This is a genomic window from Streptomyces sp. UC4497 (genome assembly GCF_054871485.1).
In genome coordinates this window covers 45,496-65,615 of record NZ_JBTYHB010000036.1, presented here as the reverse complement: position 1 = coordinate 65,615, position 20,120 = coordinate 45,496, and the positions used below count along the sequence as shown (strand labels likewise).

14 protein-coding genes are annotated in these 20,120 nt (G+C 73.0%); 6 read left to right on the top strand and 8 right to left on the bottom strand.

Annotated features, from left to right (window positions below; all coding sequences use genetic code 11):
* Positions 1-54: 54 nt before the first annotated feature.
* Both murQ and ACYSUO_RS34305 read right to left on the bottom strand, forming a co-directional pair.
* Positions 55-1,002, bottom strand: coding sequence for an N-acetylmuramic acid 6-phosphate etherase (murQ, locus tag ACYSUO_RS34310; RefSeq protein WP_461780123.1), 948 nt, complete (start codon positions 1,000-1,002; stop codon positions 55-57).
* 152 nt (positions 1,003-1,154) lie between these two features.
* Positions 1,155-2,084 (bottom strand): MurR/RpiR family transcriptional regulator, encoded by a 930-nt coding sequence (locus tag ACYSUO_RS34305; protein WP_461780122.1) that lies wholly within the window; start codon positions 2,082-2,084, stop codon positions 1,155-1,157.
* A gap of 113 nt (positions 2,085-2,197) precedes the next feature.
* Between ACYSUO_RS34305 and ACYSUO_RS34300 the strand changes: the two genes are divergently transcribed.
* Both ACYSUO_RS34300 and ACYSUO_RS34295 read left to right on the top strand, forming a co-directional pair.
* A complete protein-coding gene (locus tag ACYSUO_RS34300; RefSeq protein ID WP_461780121.1) occupies positions 2,198-2,578 on the top strand; it encodes a hypothetical protein in 381 nt (126 codons plus the stop codon).
* A 7-nt stretch (positions 2,579-2,585) separates the two neighbouring features.
* Positions 2,586-2,852 (top strand): DUF4031 domain-containing protein, encoded by a 267-nt coding sequence (locus tag ACYSUO_RS34295; protein ID WP_461780120.1) that lies wholly within the window; start codon positions 2,586-2,588, stop codon positions 2,850-2,852.
* Here ACYSUO_RS34295 and ACYSUO_RS34290 read toward each other — a convergent pair.
* Both ACYSUO_RS34290 and ACYSUO_RS34285 read right to left on the bottom strand, forming a co-directional pair.
* Positions 2,809-4,089, bottom strand: coding sequence for a Cmx/CmrA family chloramphenicol efflux MFS transporter (locus ACYSUO_RS34290; protein ID WP_461780119.1), 1,281 nt, complete (start codon positions 4,087-4,089; stop codon positions 2,809-2,811). The two genes, ACYSUO_RS34295 and ACYSUO_RS34290, sit on opposite strands and share 44 nt — an antisense overlap.
* Before the next feature lie 186 nt (positions 4,090-4,275).
* A complete protein-coding gene (locus tag ACYSUO_RS34285) occupies positions 4,276-4,935 on the bottom strand; it encodes an HD domain-containing protein (RefSeq protein WP_461780118.1) in 660 nt (219 codons plus the stop codon).
* 385 nt (positions 4,936-5,320) lie between these two features.
* Between ACYSUO_RS34285 and ACYSUO_RS34280 the strand changes: the two genes are divergently transcribed.
* Complete coding sequence (locus tag ACYSUO_RS34280) at positions 5,321-7,285, top strand: HelD family protein (RefSeq protein ID WP_461780143.1); 1,965 nt, start codon at positions 5,321-5,323, stop codon at positions 7,283-7,285.
* A gap of 1,079 nt (positions 7,286-8,364) precedes the next feature.
* On the opposite strand, the gene ACYSUO_RS34275 is transcribed toward ACYSUO_RS34280, so the two are convergent.
* Entirely contained in the window at positions 8,365-9,060 is a 696-nt protein-coding gene (locus ACYSUO_RS34275) for a copper homeostasis protein CutC (RefSeq protein ID WP_461780117.1), read from the bottom strand.
* Between the two features lie 77 nt (positions 9,061-9,137).
* Positions 9,138-10,106, bottom strand: a complete 969-nt coding sequence (locus ACYSUO_RS34270) for a hypothetical protein (protein ID WP_461780116.1) — start codon at positions 10,104-10,106, stop codon at positions 9,138-9,140.
* Between the two features lie 216 nt (positions 10,107-10,322).
* Here ACYSUO_RS34270 and ACYSUO_RS34265 point away from each other — a divergent pair, with 216 nt between their 5' ends.
* Both ACYSUO_RS34265 and ACYSUO_RS34260 read left to right on the top strand, forming a co-directional pair.
* Positions 10,323-12,584, top strand: a complete 2,262-nt coding sequence (locus tag ACYSUO_RS34265) for a heavy metal translocating P-type ATPase (RefSeq protein ID WP_461780115.1) — start codon at positions 10,323-10,325, stop codon at positions 12,582-12,584.
* A 219-nt stretch (positions 12,585-12,803) separates the two neighbouring features.
* Positions 12,804-13,892, top strand: a complete 1,089-nt coding sequence (locus ACYSUO_RS34260; RefSeq protein ID WP_461780114.1) for a glycosyltransferase 87 family protein — start codon at positions 12,804-12,806, stop codon at positions 13,890-13,892.
* 595 nt (positions 13,893-14,487) lie between these two features.
* Here the strand turns inward: ACYSUO_RS34260 and ACYSUO_RS34255 are convergent.
* Positions 14,488-16,131 carry a DNA repair helicase XPB gene (locus ACYSUO_RS34255; protein ID WP_461780113.1) on the bottom strand — a complete coding sequence of 548 codons (1,644 nt, stop codon included), beginning with the start codon at positions 16,129-16,131 and terminating at the stop codon, positions 14,488-14,490.
* A gap of 64 nt (positions 16,132-16,195) precedes the next feature.
* The gene (locus tag ACYSUO_RS34250; RefSeq protein ID WP_461780112.1) at positions 16,196-18,652 is read right to left on the bottom strand and encodes a helicase-associated domain-containing protein; all 2,457 of its coding nucleotides are present in this window, start codon (positions 18,650-18,652) and stop codon (positions 16,196-16,198) included.
* Between the two features lie 390 nt (positions 18,653-19,042).
* Here ACYSUO_RS34250 and ACYSUO_RS34245 point away from each other — a divergent pair, with 390 nt between their 5' ends.
* Positions 19,043-20,113 (top strand): hypothetical protein, encoded by a 1,071-nt coding sequence (locus tag ACYSUO_RS34245; protein ID WP_461780111.1) that lies wholly within the window; start codon positions 19,043-19,045, stop codon positions 20,111-20,113.
* The last annotated feature ends 7 nt before the right edge of the window (positions 20,114-20,120 follow it).

Genomic DNA, 20,120 nt, shown 5'->3' with positions numbered 1-20,120 from the left:
TGCGTCTTGCCTTGCTGTGCAGGTGGTGCTCGGGGACGGGTGGGTGCGGGGGAGTTACTTGGTGGCGGCGGCCGCGAGCGCGGCGCGCAGGTGGCCGTCGGACTCCGTGAGGAGGCGGTCGGCGGTGGGGCCGTCGACGTCGCCGAGGACGACGAGGATGGCGTTCTTGACCTCGCCGTCGGTCGCGGCGAGCGCGGCCTCGATGGCGTCGTCGTCGGCGCCGGTGGCGAGGGAGACGATGCGGCGGGAGCGGGCCCGCAGCTTCTCGTTCGACGCGCGTACGTCGACCATGAGGTTTCCGTACGTCTTGCCGAGCCGGATCATGGAGATCGTCGACAGCATGTTGAGCACGAGCTTCTGCGCCGTGCCCGCCTTCAGACGGGTGGAGCCGGTGAGCAGCTCGGGGCCGACGACGACCTCGATGCCGTGGTCCGCGGCGGCGGCGAGGGCGCTGTCCGCGTTGCAGGAGAGGCCGACGGTGAGCGCGCCGTAGCGGGCGCGGGCGTGCTCGACGGCGCCGATCGCGTACGGGGTGCGGCCCGAGGCCGAGATGCCGACGACGATGTCGTTCTCGGTGAGGTCGATGCCGTCCAGGTCGGCGGCCGCGAGCTCCTTGGAGTCCTCGGCGCCCTCGACGGCCTTGACCATGGCGGACGGGCCGCCCGCGATCAGGCCGACGACCTGACCGTCCCAGGTGTTGAAGGTGGGCGGGCACTCGGAGGCGTCGAGCACGCCCATCCGGCCGGCGGTGCCGGCGCCCGCGTAGATGAGGCGGCCGCCGCGGGCCATGCGGTCGGCGATGCCGTCGATCGCGGCGGAGATCTGGGGGAGCTGGGCGGCGACGGCGGTGGGGACGGTGGCGTCCTCGCCGTTCATCAGCTTCGCGATCTCCAGCGTGGAGAGCTGGTCGATCTCGGCGAGCTCCGGGCGGAATGCCTCCGTCGTGAGCGTGGCCAGTTGGGCGCGGAGGTCGGCATAGGTGGCGTCGGGAGTGGCGGTCATCGTGACAATGCGGCCTTCTGTGCGGGGGGCTGGTTACTGGTGCGCTGCGACGGGGTTGCGGTCACGGGGCTCCGCCCCGGACCCCGCGCCTCAATCGCCGGCGGGGCTTGAATCGGCGGAGCCCCGTGGCGTGGGGAGTGGTGCGGTGGTCATCACTGGCGGCCGCCCCGCGGAGCGGACTGGTGGCGGTGGGCCAATGCCTCGTAGGAAGCGGAAAGCGCCGGCGCCGCCGTCTCGTACGTGCGTTGGGCGATGCCGACGAACAGGCAGTCCACGACCAGGAGCTGGCTCGTGCGGGAGGACATCGCCGCGGGGCGCAGCTCGCTCTCGCGGGCGATGGACGTCGTCAGTATGTGGTCGGCGTACTGCGACACCGGGCTGCCGGGGCGGCCGGTGATCGCGATCGTAGTGGCGCCGTGCTCGAAGGCGACCCGCAGCGGCTCGATCACGTCGCCGGTGGTGCCGGAGTGCGTGATCGCCACCGCCACGTCCCCGGAGCGGAGCGTCACCGCGTTGTGGACGGCCAGGTGCGGGTCGGAGTGCGCGTACGCGTGCCGGCCGATGCGCAGCAGCTTCTGCGCGAGGTCCTGGGCCACGAGGCCGGAGGCCGCCATGCCGTAGATCTCGACGCGGCCCGCGTTCGCCATGGCGGTCACGGCGGCGCCGAGCTGGGCGGTGTCGAGTGCGGCCGCGGTGTCGGCGAGGGTCTGCTGCTCGTCGTGGGCGAGCTTGGCGACGACGTCGGTCAGCGGGTCGTCGACCGCGATGTCCGCGGTGACGGCGGGCGCCCGGCCCGACTGCTGCTGGGCGGCGAGGCCGGCGAGCGCCAGGCGCAGGTCCCGGTAGCCGGGGTAGCCGAGGATGCGGGCGGTGCGGACGACCGTGGCCTCACTGGTGCTGGTGAGCTCGGCGAGTCCGGTGACGGTCAGGGCGGCGCAGCCGGCCGGGTCCCCGGCGACCGCCTCGGCGACGCGCTGCATGGAGCGGGTCATGGACGGGGCGAGGGTGCGGACCTTGGCGGCGAGGGCCGCGGGGGCCGGCGGCGCGTCCCTGCCGAAACTTTCCTTCACGTCATTGCTCACGTGATGAAAGATATTTTCGGAGGCGGATTGGGTCAAGGGTCCTTCGGCCTGAGGGCAGAGCGGTGGTCGGGAGGACCCACCCGCCGCAGGGGCTCCACGTGCACAATTGGGGTATGGACACCATCAGCCCCCTGGAGCAGGCCCTGCACGCGGCCCGCGCGCTCGTGCTCGCGGATTTGAAGGCGGGCGACGTCGCGGATTCGGACATCGTCTCGCTGGTGGAGGAGTCGGTCGTCTCGCGGCGGTGGTGGGTGGAGCAGTGGCCGGAGGGCGTCGAATTCGTGATCGGGCTCGTCGCCCAGGACGTCAAGGACGGGATCCTGGAGCGGCACGGCCGCTGGCCGCTGTGCCCGGTGTGCGGTCCCGGCTCGAGTGCCGAGGCCCCGCACGCGCTGGACGTGGAGCCGGAGCTGGGCGCCGACCCGCACTGGGTGTGCTCGGAGGCGGGCGTGACCGTGGCACCGGTCGGTGGCCTCGCCTCGGTGACGGGGTGACGGTCTCTTGACGGTCTACATAGACCCGCCGACCTGGCCCGGGCACGACCGCATGTGGTCGCACCTGGTCAGCGACGTCTCGTTCGACGAACTCCACGCGTTCGCCGAGAAGTTGGGCGTTCCGCCGCGCGCCTTCGAGCGCGACCATTACGACATCCCGTCGCACCGGTACGTGGACGCGGTGCGCGCGGGAGCGGTCGAGATCGGCTCGAAGGAGCTGGTGCGCAGGCTTACGGACGCGGGCCTGCGGAGGCCGAAGGGGCGGCCGGCGTAGTCACCTCGGTCGTCAGGTCGGTCGCCTCGGCGGTCGTTACGTCGGTCGTCCCGGTCGGCGCCGGGTGCTTGGCGACCACGCGGGACGCCGCCGTACGCCGGTGCAGCCGCAGCGACACCGCCGTCAGTGCCAGGGCCACCACCGTCATCGCGCCGCCGGCCCAGGCGGTCGCCGGGTAGCCGAGGTCCGCGTCGATGACCGTGCCGCCGAGCCAGGGGCCGCCCGTGTTGCCCAGGTTGAAGGCGGCGGTCGTGGTGGCGCCCGCCAGGGTGGGTGCGGCGCCCGCGACGTTGAACATCCGGGCGTTGAGGGCCGGCGCCGTGTAGAAGGCGGAGAAGCCGAGCAGGAACGACAGGGCCACCGCCGCGACCGCGAAGTGCCCGAGCACGGCGAGCGCCGCGAGGAAGACGGTGGACGCGGTGATGCCGGTCAGCAGCACCCCGAAGAGGTGCGCGTCGGCGATCCGCCCGCCCAGCGTCGTACCGGCGAGCGCGCCGAATCCGAAGAGCGCGAGGACCGCCGGGACCCAGCTCTCGGGCAGACCCGCGACGTCCGTCAGGAGCGGCGAGAGATAGCTGAACGCGCAGAAGACGCCGCCTGCCGCGAGGGCCGTGACGGCGATGGACAGCCACACCTGGCGGTCGGCGTAGATGCTCAACTCCCGCTTCAGCTGCGGCCGTTCGGCGGGAAGCGGGATCTTCGGCACGAGGGTCACGATGCCGACGAGGGCGATCGCGGAGGCGGCGCCCACTGCCCAGAACGCGGCGCGCCAGCCGAGCCCGTCACCGAGGAACGCGCCCGCGGGGACACCCAGCACGTTCGCGATCGACAGGCCGCCGATCATCACGGCCATGGCGCGGGCCCGCTGGTTCACCGGCACCATCGCGATGGCGACCGCGGCGCCGACCGCCCAGAAGCCGGCGCAGGCGAGGGCCGAGACGACGCGGGAGGCGAACAGGATCTCGTAGGTCGAGGCGAGCGCGCCCGCGACCTGGCCCAGGCCGAACACCGTGATGAGCGAGATCAGGGTGGTCCGGCGCGGCAGGCGCAGCGTCGCCACCGCGAGCAGCGGGGCGCCGACCACCATGCCGATCGCGAAGGCCGAGATCAGCAGCCCGGCCTGCGGGATCGTGACGTCCATGTCGTCGGCGACCGCGGGGAGGATCCCGGAGAGCATGAACTCGCTGGTCCCGAGGGCGAAGACGCTGAGTCCGAGGATGTAGACGGCCAGGGGCATACGGGTGCTGTTGCGGATGGGGGTGCCGGTGTTCGAGCGGAGGTCTGGGGAGTCTGGACTGGACTGTGGGGACATGTAAGGAGCCAACCGGGGGGTGACGAGTGGCATTCCCGGACCGACGGGTCGTGGCACATCGTTCGTACGCCGTTCATACGCTCCGCCACGCGCGCCGTCACGCGCGACGGGTCAGGGAGTCAGCAGATCCAGTTCCGCCGTCAGGTTCTCGCGGGCCGCGGACTCCCAGTGGGACCTGCCGTGCGGGGTCCTGAACAGCCGTGGCAGGTCGAGGAGTTGGCGCAGCACCCCGGCCCGCCCCTCGCGGAACGCCTCGTCCGGCACGAAGGCGTACTCCGCGCGGACGGCCCTGGTGTACGCGGCGTAAGCGGGTGCGGGCGCGGCCAGGATCGCCAGGTCGGCATCGCACAGCGCCTCGCCGTCGGTGTCGCCGTCGGCCGGGTCGTGGGTGACGGTGAGGCGGACGAGACGGGCCACTTCGGCGACGTCCTCGGTGCCCAACCCGGCCTCGGTCAGGGCGCGTTCGGCGAGGGCCGCGGACCGCTCCTCGTTCTCCGAGCGCTCGGGCCGGTACACCGCGTCGTGGAACCAGGCCGCGAGCCGTACGAGCTCGGGCCGCTCCGCGTGCTCCTCCAGCACGTCGATGTGGTCGAGCACCGCCGCGAGATGTTCGACCGTGTGGTACTTCCGCTGCGGCTCGGACCACCGGGCCAGAAGATTGTCGGCATACGGATACGGGTCGGCGCCCGCGCCCGCGGTAGCCGCGCGCAGGGTACGGGCCCAGCGCTCGCGCAGGTCCGGGCCGGCGGGGTGGTGGTCGTCGTACATCATGGGTCCGACCCTAGCTCCGTGGCGTCAACGCCGGTTCGGCGAAATCAGCCCCGCCGGCGATTGAGGCGCGGGGTCCGGGGCGGAGCCCCGTGGCGTAGGACCGGTCGACCGGGTCAAAAAACCGTTGGCTCCCGGCGGCAGCCGTCCCGTACACTCACCGCTCCTCCCCGCCTCCCCGTGCCGAGCCCTCCCGCCGGCACGGCAGGAGCGCCGCCGACCGGACGGAAACCGGCCGGGAACGTCGTACACGCGTACCTGGATCCGGAGGCAGAACCCCGTGAGCACGTCACCGTCGTCGTCCGCGTCACCCGCGCCCGCGCCCTCGTCCTCGCCGCTCGAGCGCGAACGCACGCACCTGGTCTCGTCCCGCTCCGCCCTGCGCGCGATGCGTGAGGACGCGGAGGCGCTCGACATCCGCGACGTCACCGCGAACTGGGTGAACGCCGAGGTGCTGCAGCACCAGATCGACGAGCGGATCAAGGCGCTCGCCGACCTCAGCCACACCCCGCTGTTCTTCGGGCGCCTCGACTATCTGCACGCACCGGGCGCGGACGTCGCCGAGGGCGCCGAGGGCGAGAAGTTCTACATCGGGCGCCGGCACGTGCACGACGCCGAGGGCGACCCGATGGTGATCGACTGGCGTGCGCCCGTGTCGCAGCCCTTCTACCGGGCGTCCAAGAAGGACCCGATGGACGTCGCGCTGCGCCGCCGCTTCGGTTACACGGCCGGCGACCTCACCGCGTACGAGGACGAGCACCTCACCGACCCGACGGAGGCGGAGCGGACCAGCCAGCTGCTCCAGCAGGAGATCGAGCGGCCGCGCGTCGGCCCGATGCGAGACATCGTTGCCACCATTCAGCCGGAGCAGGACGAGATCGTCAGGAGCGGGCTCGCGGGGTCGGTCTGCGTACAGGGAGGGCCGGGGACGGGCAAGACGGCCGTCGGCCTGCACCGTGTCGCGTATCTGCTGTACGCGCACCGGGAGCGGCTCGCCCGCACCGGGACGCTGGTCATCGGGCCGAACGCGTCCTTCCTCCACTACATCGAGCAGGTGCTGCCCGCGCTCGGCGAGCTGGAGGTCAAGCAGGCGACGGTGGACGACCTCGTCGCGCATGTGGAGGTGCGGGCCGTCGACGACCCCGCCGCCGCCCTGGTGAAGGGCGACGCGCGGATGGCCGAGGTGCTGCGGCGCGCCCTGCGTTCCCACATCACGCTGCCCACCGAGGGTGTCGTGGTGGTGCGGGGCTCGCGCCGCTGGCGGGTCCCGTCGTACGAACTGGAGGAGATCGTACGGGAGTTGATGGCACGCGACATGCGGTACGGGGCCGCGCGCGAGGCCCTTCCGCAGCGGATCGCGCACGCCGTGCTCGTACAGATGGAGCGCGCGGGTGAGGCGCCCGACGACCGGGTGCAGAACGCGGTGGCGCGCAATGCCGCGGTGAAGGCCGTGGTCAAGGAGGTGTGGCCGGCGGTCGATCCGGCGAAGTTGGTGCTGCGGCTGCTGTCGGACGCCGACTTCCTGGCCGAGCACGCGGAGGGGCTGCTCGACGCCGACGAGCAGAAGACGGTGCTGTGGGCCAAGCCCGCGCGCAGCGTGAAGAGCGCCAAGTGGGCTGCCGCGGATGCCGTGTTGATCGACGAGGCGAACGATCTGATCGAGCGTACGCACTCGTTGGGGCATGTGGTGCTGGACGAGGCGCAGGACCTGTCGCCGATGCAGTACCGGGCTGTGGGGCGGCGTGCGACGACGGGATCGGTGACGGTCCTCGGGGACCTCGCGCAGGGTACGACGCCGTGGGCGACGCGGAGTTGGGACGAGGCGCTGTCCCATCTCGGCAAGGCGGACGCGGTGGTGGAGGAGCTGACGGCGGGCTTCCGTGTGCCGACGGACGTCATCACGTACGCGTCCCTGCTGCTGCCGGACATCGCGCCGGGGCTCACGCCGGTGGCGTCGGTACGGGAGAACCCGGGGGCGTTCGAGGTGCGGTCGGTGGACGGGGTCGGGGACGTGGTGGCGGCGTGTGTCGAGGCGCTGCGGAACGAGGGGTCGGTCGGGCTGATCGCGGCGGACGCGCGGTGTGAGGCGCTGGGCGCGGCGCTGGTGGAGGCGGGGCTGGGGTATCTCGCTCCTGGCGAGGAGACGACGGCGGCGGCGCGGTTGACGCTGGTGCCGGCGTCGCTCGCGAAGGGGTTGGAGTACGACTACGTGGTCCTGGACGAGCCGGCGGCGGTGGTCGCCGCGGAGCCGGATGAGCGGACGGGGTTGCGGCGGTTGTACGTGTCGCTTACGCGGGCGGTGTCGGGGCTGGTGGTGACCCACGCGGCGCCGCTGCCGCGGCAGTTGGGGTAGCCGGGGTGGGGGTCGTCGTGAGGGTGTGCGCGGAGCCGGGGCTCTGAGCTGTGCCGTGGTCGGCGCCTGTCGTTCTGGTCGCGCGGCATTGGGGGTGCCGCCGTGCCCATCCGGGTGGTGGCTGACGGTTGTGCCCGCGGCCCCGTGCTGGGCGGGTCGCCCTGCTCATCTCCCACCCTCCCGCCCCCTCCGGGGGCTTCGGCCCCCGGGTGGTGAGCCGGGGTGACGGGGGCGCGGGCGCCCGCTGTGGTTCATGCGGTGAGCCGGGGTTCCGGTGCTGCGCCGTGGTCGGCGCCTTCCGTAGGTGCGGCCTGCACCGGGGGTTGCGGTCTCAGCCGTGGCCGGCGCCCGTCGTCCGTACTGCGCGGCACCGGGGTTCCGAGCCGGGCCGGGGTGGCCACCGGTCGTGTTCGTTGCGCGGCACCGGGGCGCCGCCTTGCCCACCCTGCCGCCCCAGGCGGCAGATTGCCCAAGGCGGTGGGCGCCGACCGCCAGGGTGGGGAGCCGTGGTGGGCGGGGGTTGCCGGAGGCGGGGTGACGGCCGACCGTCACGGGCGGGGAGCCGTGCTTGCGGCGGATTGCCCAAGGCGTGGGCGGCCGACCGCAACGGGTCGGGAGCCGCGCCCAAGGCGGTGGATTGCCCAGGGCGGTGGGTGTCGACCGTTATGGGTGGGGAGCCGGGATTGGCGGCGGATTGCCCAGGGCGGTGACGGCCGACCGCAACGTGTGGGGAGCCGGGGCAGCAGTACTTCGTGCGGCCAGCGGGCGGGTAGCCAGGAGTGGCGGTACCCGGTGAGGCCGACGCCCCCGGAGGGGGCGGGTGGGTGGGAGATGGGCGGGCGAAATTGAGCCCGCTCTGGGAAGTGACTCGCGGGTCGGGGGCGGAGCCCCGGTCTTTCCAGCCCCGCCGGCGATTGAGGCGCGGGGTCCGGGGCAGAGCCCCGTGACGTAAGGCCGGGAGGCGGGGGCAGGGCCCCGTGACGTAGGGCCGGGAGGCCCGGGGCGGAGCCCTACGACGTAAGGCCGGTAGGCCGGGGCCGCGCCCCGTGACCCAGGGCCAGGAGGCTGAGGGTGACGGACTACCCGTCCAACGCCTCCCGCCACACCCCCACCGCATCCGCCGAAACCGGCGCCCCCCACCCCGCAGGGCGACTCGCCCCGCCGATGTGGAAGGCCGACACCCCCGCCGCCCGCAACCCCGGCACATGGTCCAGGCGGAGCCCCCCGCCCACCAGGACCTGCTGCTCGTACCCCGGCTCGCCGGCAGCGGAGCGCCCCGCCTCCGTGAGGAGGACGTCGAGCCCCGCGTCCACCCCGTCCGGCGAACCGGCGGTGAGGTACGTGTCGAGCCCCGGCAGATCGGCCAGTTGCTTGCGGAGCGCGTCGCGATCGGCGGCCCGGTCGATGGCCCGGTGGAACGTCCACCGGCAGCCGTCGAGTTCCGCCACGATCCGTTCGACGGCCGCGAGGTCGGGGCCGCCCTGCTCGTCGAGGAACCCGAGCACGAACTCGTCCGCCCCGGCGGCGCGCATCTCCCGCGCGGCCCGGACGAGCGCCGATACGTCCCCCGCGTCGAAGCCGTCCGCGAGCCGCAGCATCACGCGCAGCCGGATGTCGACCGCGCGGCGGATCGCCGTGAACGTGTCCACCGACGGCGTCAGCCCGTCCGCCGCCATGTCGGTGACCAGCTCCAGGCGGTCCGCACCCCCGGCCTGAGCGGCGATCGCGTCCTCGGCGTCGAGGGCGATCACCTCCAGGACTGCACGCTTGCTCATGAGGCTCCTGTCGCGTCGACCTGCCCGGGGCCACGGGTGATGGATCCAGATAGGTCTAGTCCAATGTCCCGCTCACTTTACGCCGCGTGCACCGTGAACGCAGCCGTCCTGACCTCCCCGTCGTGCTTGAAGTCGAGGAAGAGTCGGTACGTCCCCGTGCTGGGCGCGGTCGCGGTGAAGGAGACCTCAGGCCCCGGCCTGCCGTCGTGCGGGTGAACGTGAAGGTACGCGAGGTCGCCGGAGCGCAGGGCGACCAGGTGGCCGTACGCGCCGAGGTAGGGCTCCAGATCGGTGACGGGCTTCCCGTCCTTGCTGACGGAGAGCGTGAGTTCGCTCGCGGCGCCCGCCTTCAGGTCGCCGTCCACCCGGACCTCGTAGCCGTCCTCGACGCGTGCCGTCGTGGAGTGCTCCGGCAGCGGTGCGGGCTTGTATGCCCCCGCGACGCCGAGCCCGGCGCCGAGGGTGAGGCCCTCCTTCTCGCCGCGCGGCGTGAAGTCGGCGAAGACGCGGTAGTCGCCCGCCTTGGGGAGCGAGACGGGGGTCGACCAGGTGCCGTCGGCGGCTCGCACCGGGTGCAGATGGCGGTACGCGGTCAGGTCGCGCGAGGCGACGATCAGGTGCAACTCCTTGCCGTGTTCCTTCTTGTACGCGGTCACGGGCTCGCCGGAGCCGTCCTCGCCATGCGCACCGTCTTCGGCGTGCGCACCGCCCTTGCCGTGCTCGGCGTCCTTGGCGTCCTTGGCGTCCTTACGGATGGTGAAGCGCAGTTCGCCGGTCCGGTCGGGGAGGCGGTCCCGTTCCAGATCGAGCGTGTAGCCGCGCTCGGAGACCTGGAGTCCGCCGGGGACGGCATCGGCCGCGGCGCCCGCCTCGGCGTGGCCGCCGTGCTCCGATTCCGCGTCCTGCGTGGGCGCGCCGTGCCGGTCGTGCGCGGCCGGCCGCTTCTCGGCGACGACCGGGTCCGCCGCGCTGCCCACCCCGTACGCGGTGCCGAAGGTGGCTGCTGCTGCCGCGGCGAAGGCGGCGATCTTCAGACCGGTCTGCATGGCGGGCTCCTCGGTGAGGCCGGAGTGGATGGGGTCGGTTTCGCACGGTTCCTGATGCTGTGCCCATGCTGTGTCGTGTCTCCATGACCCTCCCGACGATACCCCTAGGGGGTATGAAGTCAAGTCGGCTCCGCCTTGCTTTTGATACCCCCTAGGGGTATAAATGGATCACCATGCGGGGTACCCGCCCCCGGTATCAGTATCCAAGGAGGCATCATGTCGGCGCACACAGCCGCCCCACCCGCGCAGGTGGAACTCGCCATCGGCGGCATGACCTGCGCGTCGTGCGCCGCCCGCATCGAGAAGAAGCTGAACCGGATGGACGGCGTCGAGGCGACCGTCAACTACGCGACCGAGAAGGCGAAGGTCAGCTTCGCGGACGACGTCCAGGTCGCCGACCTGATCGCGACCGTCGAGGCCACCGGCTACACGGCACAGGAGCCCACGCCTCCCGCGACCGCCGACGAACAGGCCGCCGACACGGGTGACGACGAACTCCGCCCGCTGCGCCAGCGCCTGATCACCGCGGTGGTGCTCGCCGCCCCCGTCGTCGCGATGGCGATGATCCCGGCCCTCCAGTTCGAGTACTGGCAGTGGCTGTCCCTGACGCTGGCCGCGCCCGTCGTGGTCTACGCGGCCTGGCCCTTCCATAAGGCGGCGTTCACGAACGCGCGGCACGGCGCCGCGACGATGGACACCCTGGTCTCGGTCGGGGTGTCCGCCGCGTTCCTGTGGTCGCTGTGGGCCCTGTTCTTCGGCACGGCCGGCGAGCCCGGAATGACGCACCCCTTCGAGCTGACCATCGGGCGCAGCGACGGCGCCGGGAACATCTACCTGGAGGCCGCTGCCGGAGTCACCGCCTTCATCCTCGCGGGCCGCTACTTCGAGGCCCGTTCCAAGCGGAAGGCGGGCGCCGCGCTCAGGGCGCTGCTCGAACTCGGCGCGAAGGACGTCACCGTCCTGCGTGAGGGCGGCCGCGAAACGACCGTCCCCGTGGGTGACTTGAAGGTCGGCGACCGGTTCCTCGTCCGGCCCGGCGAGAAGATCGCCACCGACGGCACCGTCGTCGAGGGTTCGTCCGCCGTGGACGCCTCGATGCTCACCGGCGAGTCCGTACCGGTCGAGGTGGCCGTCGGCGACGCCGTCACCGGCGCCACGCTCAACGTCGGCGGACGCCTCGTCGTCGAGACCACCCGGATCGGCGGCGACACCCAGCTCGCCCGGATGGCGAAGCTCGTCGAGGACGCGCAGAACGGCAAGGCCGCAGCCCAGCGGCTCGCGGACCGCATCTCCGGTGTCTTCGTGCCGGTCGTCATCGCCCTCGCCGTCGCCACCCTCGGCTTCTGGCTGGGCAACGGCGCGGGCTGGGCCGCCGCCTTCACCGCCGCAGTCGCCGTCCTGATCATCGCCTGCCCGTGCGCCCTCGGGCTCGCGACGCCCACCGCCCTCATGGTCGGCACCGGGCGCGGCGCCCAGCTCGGCATCCTCATCAAGGGCCCCGAGGTCCTGGAGTCGACCCGCGCCGTCGACACGATCGTCCTCGACAAGACCGGCACCGTCACCACCGGACGTATGACCCTGCTCGACACGCACACCGCCGAAGGCGTCGAGCGGGCCGAGGCGCTGCGCCTCGCCGGGGCGTTGGAGCACGCGTCCGAGCACCCGATCGCGCAGGCCGTGGCGGCGGGAGCGGCCGCGGAGGTCGGCACGCTGCCGACGCCCGAGGACTTCGTGAACGTCGCCGGGCTCGGCGTCCAGGGCGTCGTCGACGGGCACGCGGTGCTCGTCGGGCGCGAGAAGCTGCTGGGCGAGTGGGAGATCCGCCTCCCGGAGGGGCTCGCGAAGGCGAAGGCGCAGGCCGAAGAGGCCGGGCGTACGGCGATCGCCGTGGCCTGGGACGGCGAGGCGCGCGCGGTCCTGGAGGTTGCCGACGCGGTCAAGGAGACCAGCGCCGAGGCGATCGAGCGGCTGCGGGGGCTCGGGCTGCGGCCGGTGCTGCTGACCGGGGACAACGAGGCGGTGGCCCGTTCCGTGGCGGCGGAGGTCGGGATCACGGATCCGGCGGACGTCATCGCGGAGGTCCTTCCGCAGGACAAGGTCGACGTCGTCAAGCGCCTTCAGGGCGAGGGGCGTTCGGTGGCCATGGTCGGCGACGGCGTCAACGACGCGGCGGCGCTGGCGCAGGCGGATCTCGGCCTTGCGATGGGGACGGGGACGGACGCGGCGATCGAGGCCGGTGACCTCACCCTCGTACGAGGTGATCTGCGGGCTGCGGTCGACGCGATCCGGCTTTCACGGCGGACGCTGGGGACGATCAAGGGGAACCTGTTCTGGGCGTTCGCGTACAACGTGGCGGCGGTTCCGCTGGCCGCGGCGGGGTTGTTGAATCCGATGATCGCGGGGGCGGCGATGGCGTTCTCGTCGGTGTTCGTGGTGGGGAACAGCCTGCGGCTGCGGGGGTTCCGGGGGAGCTTCTGAGTTGGGCGGGGTCGGGGTCCGGGGAGCTGCCCCGGGCCCCGCGGGCTCTCGTCCAAGTGCGGGGCTTGAAGGATCGGGGCCATGAATGGCGCATCTGCCACGCGGGGTGAAATAGGGTCGTTTGTCGTGAATGCCCGTACGCGTGCCGCTGGTCCGTTTCTCCTCCTCGCGGCCTCCGTGGCCGCGCTTCTCGCTCTCTGCGTTCTCCAGTCCGCCCCGATGGCGGACGTTCTCGTCTATCGGGCCGAGGGGGCCGCGGTGCTCGCCGGTGGCGGTGATCTGTACGGGTTCACGGTCACCGAGTGGCAACTGCCCGCCACGTACCCGCCGTTCGCGGCGCTGCTGTTCGTGCCGGCGGCGGTGGTTCCGTTGTCCGTGCTCAAGGGGGCGTTCCTCCTCGGCAACATCGCGCTGGTCGTGGTGCTGGTCCGGCTGTCCTGCCGGTTCGCGGGGCTGCGGGTGTCGTGGGCGGGTGTGTGTGCGGTCGCCGCGCTCGCGCTGTGGCTCGAACCGGTCTTCCAGACGGTGCTGTTCGGGCAGATCAACCTCGCTCTGGCCTGCGTCATCTTGTGGGATCTGACGCGGCCGCCCGGCGCGCCCGGCAAGGGCCTCGCGCTCGGCATCGCGACCGGCATCAAGCTCACGCCCGCCGTCTTCATCGTGTACCTGTTCCTCGCGGGGCGGCGGCGGGAGGCGGCGCACGCGGTGGCGGGGTTCGTCGGCACCGTCGTGGTGGGCGCGCTCGTACTGCCGTACGCCAGTGGGGAGTTCTGGACGCGGCGGCTCTACGAGACGGGGCGGGTCGGCAAGGCGTGGATCGTCGACAACCAGTCCTTGCAGGGGCTGGTCGGGCGGGTGTTGCACGAGGCGGAGCCGGGGGTGCTGTGGGTGGTGCCGGCCGTCGTCGTGGGGGTGGCCGGGCTGTACGCGGCCCGGACCGCGGGGACTCCGGCGCGGGGTCTCGTCCTCGCCGCGCTCACGGCACTCCTCGTCTCGCCCATCAGCTGGTCGCATCACTGGGTGTGGTGTGTGCCGCTGATCGCGGTGGTGTGGGCCGAGGGGTGGCGTCGTACGGCGTGGGCGCTCGCGGCCCTCTTCACGGCCCGCACCATGTGGCTACTGCCGCACCACGGCAACCTGGACCTCCACCTCGCCTGGTGGCAGCAGCCCTTGGCGTCGCCGTATCCACTGGTCGGAGTGGCCCTGCTCGGCTGCGCCGTGGCGGGCGCCCACCGCACTTCGCAACCGGCACCGGGCGCCGCCTTGCCCACCCTGCCGCCCAAGGCGGCAGACTGCCCAAGCCGGTAACGCCCGCCCGCCACGGCCGGGGAGCCGTACCGGTGGCGAACCGCTGAAGCCGGGAGCGGCCCCGTCTGGCCGGCGGTAAACCGCCGAAGGCGGGGGCGACCTCCCGTCGGGCCGGTGGTAAATCGCCGGAGGCGGGAGCGGTCCCCCGGCGGCCCGGTGGCAAATCGCGGGAGGCGGTGGCGGCCTCCCGTTGGGCCGGTGGTAAATCGCTGGTGGCGAGGGCGCCCCCCCCCCCGGCGGCCCGGTGGCAAATCGCGGGAGGCGGGGGCGCCCCCCGTCGGCCCGGTGACCAGCCGCCGGAGCCGGGAGCGGTCCTCCGTCGGGCCGGTGGCAATCGCCGGTGGCGGGAGCGGCACCCGTCGGGCCGACGCCCCCAGAGGGGGCGGGCGGGTGGGAGATGGGCGAGGCCAGGGCGATCGCCTGCGAGTGGCGAGGCAGTCCAAGCCCCTGCGGCGGGTGGGTATTTCCAGCCCCGCCGGCGATTGAGGCGCGGGGGCCGGGGCGGAGCCCCGAGGCCGTGACGCCGGTTCGGCGAGATCAGCCCCGCCCGCGGAGCCCCGGGGCGTGGGGCGCCGGGTTCCGGTAGGGCGACGGGTCAGCTCTCCGCCAGGAGCTCGTCCGCGTCGACGATCCGGTACGCGTACCCCTGCTCCGCCAGAAACCGCTGCCGATGCGCCGCGAAGTCCTGGTCGATGGTGTCCCGGGCGACGACCGAGTAGAAGCGCGCCTCGTGCCCGTCCGCCTTCGGCCGCAGCACCCGGCCGAGCCGCTGCGCCTCCTCCTGGCGCGAGCCGAACGTGCCCGACACCTGGATCGCGACCGTCGCCTCGGGAAGGTCGATCGAGAAGTTCGCGACCTTGGAGACAACCAAGACCGAGATCTCGCCCTGCCGGAAGGACTCGAACAGCTTCTCCCGCACCGCGTTCGTCGTCTCGCCCTTGATGACCGGCGCGTCCAGGTGCTCGCCCAGCTCGTCGAGCTGGTCGATGTACTGGCCGATGACGAGGGTCTGCTCACCCGCGTGCTTGCGGACCAGCGCCTCCGTCACCTTCTGCTTCGTGGCCGTCGTCGCACAGAACCGGTACTTCTCCTCGGCCTCGGCGGTGGCGTAGGCGAGCCGCTCGGAGTCCGTGAGGTTGACCCGTACCTCGACGCAGTCGGCGGGCGCGATGTACCCCTGCGCCTCGATCTCCTTCCACGGCGCGTCGAACCGCTTCGGCCCGATGAGCGAGAAGACATCGGACTCGCGCCCGTCCTCACGTACAAGAGTCGCCGTGAGCCCGAGGCGGCGCCGCGCCTGCAGATCGGCCGTGAACTTGAAGACCGGCGCCGGCAGCAGGTGCACCTCGTCGTAGACCACGAGGCCCCAGTCACGGGAGTCGAACAGCTCCAGGTGCGGGTACACACCCTTCCGCTTCGTCGTCAGGACCTGGTACGTGGCGATGGTGACCGGCCGGATCTCCTTCTTCGTACCGCTGTACTCGCCGATCTCGTCCTCGGTCAGCGACGTCCGCCGCACCAGCTCGTGCTTCCACTGGCGGGCCGAGACGGTGTTCGTGACGAGGATCAGCGTCGTCGCCTTCGCCTCGGCCATGGCCCCGGCACCGACGAGCGTCTTGCCTGCGCCACAAGGGAGGACGACGACACCGGAGCCGCCGTGCCAGAAGTTCTCCACGGCCTGCTTCTGGTACGGGCGCAGCGACCACTCCGCCTCGTCGAGCGCGATCTCGTGCGCCTCGCCGTCCACGTACCCGGCGAGGTCCTCGGCCGGCCAGCCCAGCTTCAGCAGCGTCTGCTTGATCTGGCCCCGCTCGGAGGGATGCACGGCGACGGTGTCGGCGTCGATCCGGTTGCCGACCAGCGGCTGGATCCGCTTCGAGCGGAGGATCTCCTCCAGGACGGGACGGTCGGTGCTCGTGAGCACGAGCCCGTGCGCCGGGTGCTTGCTGAGCGTGAGCCGCCCGTAGCGGTCCATCGTCTCGGCGATGTCGACGAGCAGCGCGTGCGGCACGGGGTACCGGCTGAACTCCACCAGCGCGTCCACGACCTGCTCCGCGTCGTGCCCGGCGGCCCGCGCGTTCCACAGCCCGAGCGGCGTCACCCGGTAGGTGTGGATGTGCTCGGGAGCCCGCTCCAGCTCGGCGAACGACGCGATGGCCCGGCGGCAGGCGTCGGCCTTCTCGTGGTCGACCTCGAGGAGCAGTGTCTTGTCGCTCTGGACGATGAGTGGACCGTTCACGTACGTACATCCCTTCCGCACGGGCCAAACGTCCAGTGTGCCGCATCCCGGCAAGCGCGGGGCATCACTGTTCGGAGAGCTCCGCCACCCCCGTCACCCGGTGCAGCGGATACGTGCGGACCTCGTCGGCCGTGTGGTCGTAGGCGGTGACGAAGCCGCCCTCGACGCGGACGGGGGCGATGACGCGCTGACTCGCGGCGCCCTCCGCGTTGACGTAGCCGATCCAGAGGGCCTCGCCTGTGAGGACCGCGGCCTGCATCGTGGCGAGGGTCTCGGCGGATCCGGTGCGCGGCAGCTCGCCGTTGCCGGGGTGGGCGGGGGCCTGCTTGCGCGGGGCGGTGGAGGCGGCGTCGCCCGCGCGGATGGCGCGCAGCGCCGCGTCGATGAGGGTGTCGTCGGGCAGCGGCGGGCCGTCCGGGACCGGGTCGGGCGCGGTACGGGGCGGGGTGCGGTGGGCGTGCGCGCGGGCGATCAGGACGTCGCCCTCGGGGGTCTCGGCGGCCGGGGCGAAGCCCATGGAGCGCAGGCCTTCGAGGAGCGTGCCCGGGTCGGCCTGGGCCGCGAGGACGGTCGGCGCCAGGCGGCGCAGGCGCAGCGGCGCGGACCGCCTGTCCGCCAGGATCTCGCCGAGCACGGCGTCGTCGTCGCAGCGCACGTACGCGGAGGCCGCACCGATCCGCAGATGGCCGTGCCGGCGGGCGACGTCGTCGATGAGGTAGGCGAGGGGCTGCGGGACGGGCGTACGGGAGTGCTGGGCGAGGAAGGTCTGCAGGTCGGACGCCGTGCGGCCGGAGTCGAGCGCGCGGCGCACCGAGCCCGGCGTGAAGCGGTAGACGGTGGCGCCGCCCTTCGACTCGACGTCCGCGATCACGGAGAGGGCGTCCGCGAGCGGGCGCTCCAGGGGTCCCGGCGCGACCGCCGTGAGGTCGGCCTGGAGGAGGACGTGGTCGAGCGGCTCGGGCAGCAGCGGCGCGAGGAGCTTCGCGGCGCGGGCCGCGGTGAGGGCCGCTTCGGCGGGGGTGAGGGGGTGCGGGGCGGTGTGGTCGTCGTCCGCGGTCCGGAGCAGCGCCCTGCCGTGCGCCGAGAGCGCGCCGCGGCCGGTGACGCCGAGCAGCTCGGCCTCGGCCAGCGTCCACTGGGCGAGGCGGGTGCGCAGGTCGAGGGCGGCGGGGGACGGCCGCTCCCACGTGAGGCGTTCGATCACCGAGTCGGGCTCGGGGGAGGCCCCTTCCGGCAGCTCGGTGAGCAGCAGGGAGAGGACCCGGCCCCGTACCTCGGGAGCCGCCGAACGGTCCAGGTGCGGGCCGAGCGCGGACAGCGTTCTGTCCTTGCCGTCCCGGCCGCCGACCAGGCCCGCCGTGCGGGTCGCGGGCAGCCACGCCGCCGCGAGCCGCTCCCAGCGCTCGGCGGGCGGCAGCAGCACCCACTCGTCGTACGCGGGCGTCGCGGCGTAGCGCTCGTCGGCCTCGCCGTCGGAGGCCAACAGGCCTGCCGCGTAGGCGAGTTCGACCCAGAAGGCGGCGGTCTGCTCGGTGCTGTCGAGGGCGACGGCGGTGCGCTTGAGGTCGCGGACGCTCAGGCCGCCGGCCCGGAGCACTGCGGGCCCACCCTCGTCCCAGTCCTTCAGCAGCTCCTCGACGGTCGACACCGCCGTGTACGCCTCGGCCGCCGCGGCCGCGTCCACAACCTGTGGACGGTGCGTCGCCTTCTCCCGTACGGGAGGTGCGAGCGGTTCGAGGCCACGGTGGGCGCGGCCGCCGCGCAGATGCAGCGCCACCTCGCGGGGCAGCACCACGGTGCCGGGGTTCGTCGGCACGAGCAGCCCACGGTCGAGCAACCACCGCAGGTGCGCCGCCGGTTGGGCCGTGACCTGGCCGTACGGCGGGCCCCACACCAGCCGGTTCAGTACGTCGATGGACTCGGCCGGCGCGTCGTCGAGCAGCGCCGACATGCGGGTCGGGTCGGTGAACAGGGCGGTGAGCGCGGCCACGGCCGACACCGGGTCGTGCGTCGACGGCAGGCCCGCCGCCGCGACGATCTCCTGCACACGCCCCGGCGACATCCCGGACGTGACCTCCGCGACGGTCGGGCCGAGGCCGGTCGGGGACGGGTGCTGGGGGGTGGGCGCGAGCAGCTCGCGGGCGGTGCGGACGAGGCGCAGCTGGTCGTCGTCGCTGCCCCAGACGAGGGCCTGGTCGCGGAGGGTGGCGACGGCGCGGGGCAGCGCGGCGGCGGAGTCCTCGCCGGGCAGGAGCGTCTCCAGCGTGTCGTACGTCGTCGGGTCCGGGGCCACGGCGAGGGCCTGCGCCACCTGCTGCGTGTACCGGTCCAGGCGCTCGAGCGCGCGGATCACCGAGGCGCGGGTGCCGGCGCGGGTGGCGAGCTGCGTCATGTCGTTCGGCACGGGGCCGAGCAGATCCGGGCGGGCGCGCAGAAGCGCCGCGAGGGACCCGTCGTCGCGCGCGCGGAGCGCTTCCGCGAGGGAGCGGGGTGCTGCCGCGGTCGTCTGCTCGTCGCTCATCCCACCCACGTTAGCGGCCCAACCCCGCAGCACCGTCGTTACGCCCTCGGGGCTCCGCCCCGGACCCCGCGCCTCAATCGCCGGCGGGGCTTGATAGATCAAGCCCCGCCGGCGATTGATGGGCCGAGCCCGGCGGGGCCAGATATTTCAAGCCCGGCGGGACTTGATGGATCGAGTCCGGCGGGACTTGATGGCTTGAGCCCGGCGGGGCTGGATATTTCGAGCCCGGCGGGGGTCGGTATTTATAGCCCCGCCGGCGATTGAGGCGCGGGGTCCGGGGCAGAGCCCCGTGACCGGGGGACGGACGACCGTGACCATTCGCGATACGGACGACCGAACCCATTCGCGATACCGTCGACACGTCAACAGCACCACCCCGGAGGGGACTTCGTGGGGATCGAGAGTGATCAGATCGTCTTCGACTACCTGAGCAAGGTCGGAGACCTGGCCCAGTCACGGCAACTGCCGTCGTCGACCCGAATGCGCCTCGTCGCAGACCTCCGCACCGAGATCGACCGACGCCGCGCGGCCGCCGGCGCCGAAAGCCCGGCCGCCGTCCGCAAGCTGATCGGCCGGATCGGCACGCCGGACCAGATCGTCGCCGGCGCGAAGGACGGCGACGGCACCTACGACTTCGGCCCCGCGGGCGACGCACCCGAGCAGAGCAAGGGCACGCTCGGCCGGATCGTGCCGAAGGCCCGCGTCCGCCGCAAGGCCGTGCCGGACGAGCCACCCGTGGACGTGGCCGCGGACGAAGGACCGGCGCCCGTGCACCTCGCCGGCACCGACGAACTGGGCACGCTCGAGGCCGCCGACTGGTGGCGCACCGGCGGCGGCATACCTGGCACCGAGGTCGACGACGTGCCGGGCTTCGTCGGCGGCATAGAGATACCGGACATACTCAAGCCGCCCGGTGAGGGCCGCCGCGGCCCCGACCTCCGCAAACGCCCGCTCCCCGAACCGGCCCGGGCCGAGGACGAGTACACGTACGAGGACGACGACGAAGAAGACGACGGAGAGGTCGACGGCGTCGAGGGCACGGCGTCAGGAACCGCCAGGTCCCGCTTCCGGTTCCGCCCCCGCCGCCCGGCCGTCCGCGTCCCCCGCGCCTCCTTCGGCCGCTCCTTCAACCAGCCCTTCCTGCTGCTCGCCGCCCTCGCCCTGGTCGTCGGCGCCGTACTCGGCAACATCCTCGTGCTGCTCATCGGCTGGGCCGTCATCTATCTGTCCCGGCAGCTGACCATCGGGCAGAAGAAGTGGGCGGTGTTCGGCCTGCCGGGGCTCGCCGTGGTCACCGGCATCGTCTGGCTGTGGGGGCGTGGCGACGGCCGGTGGGGCGACCCGATCCCCGGCGGCAGACTGAGCGGCGCGCTCGACGAGACGTGGCCGTGGGTGCTGCGGTGCGCGGCGTTCGCCACGGCGCTCTACCTGGTGTGGCGCGCACGCTCGCCCCGGGTCTAGCCCAGCC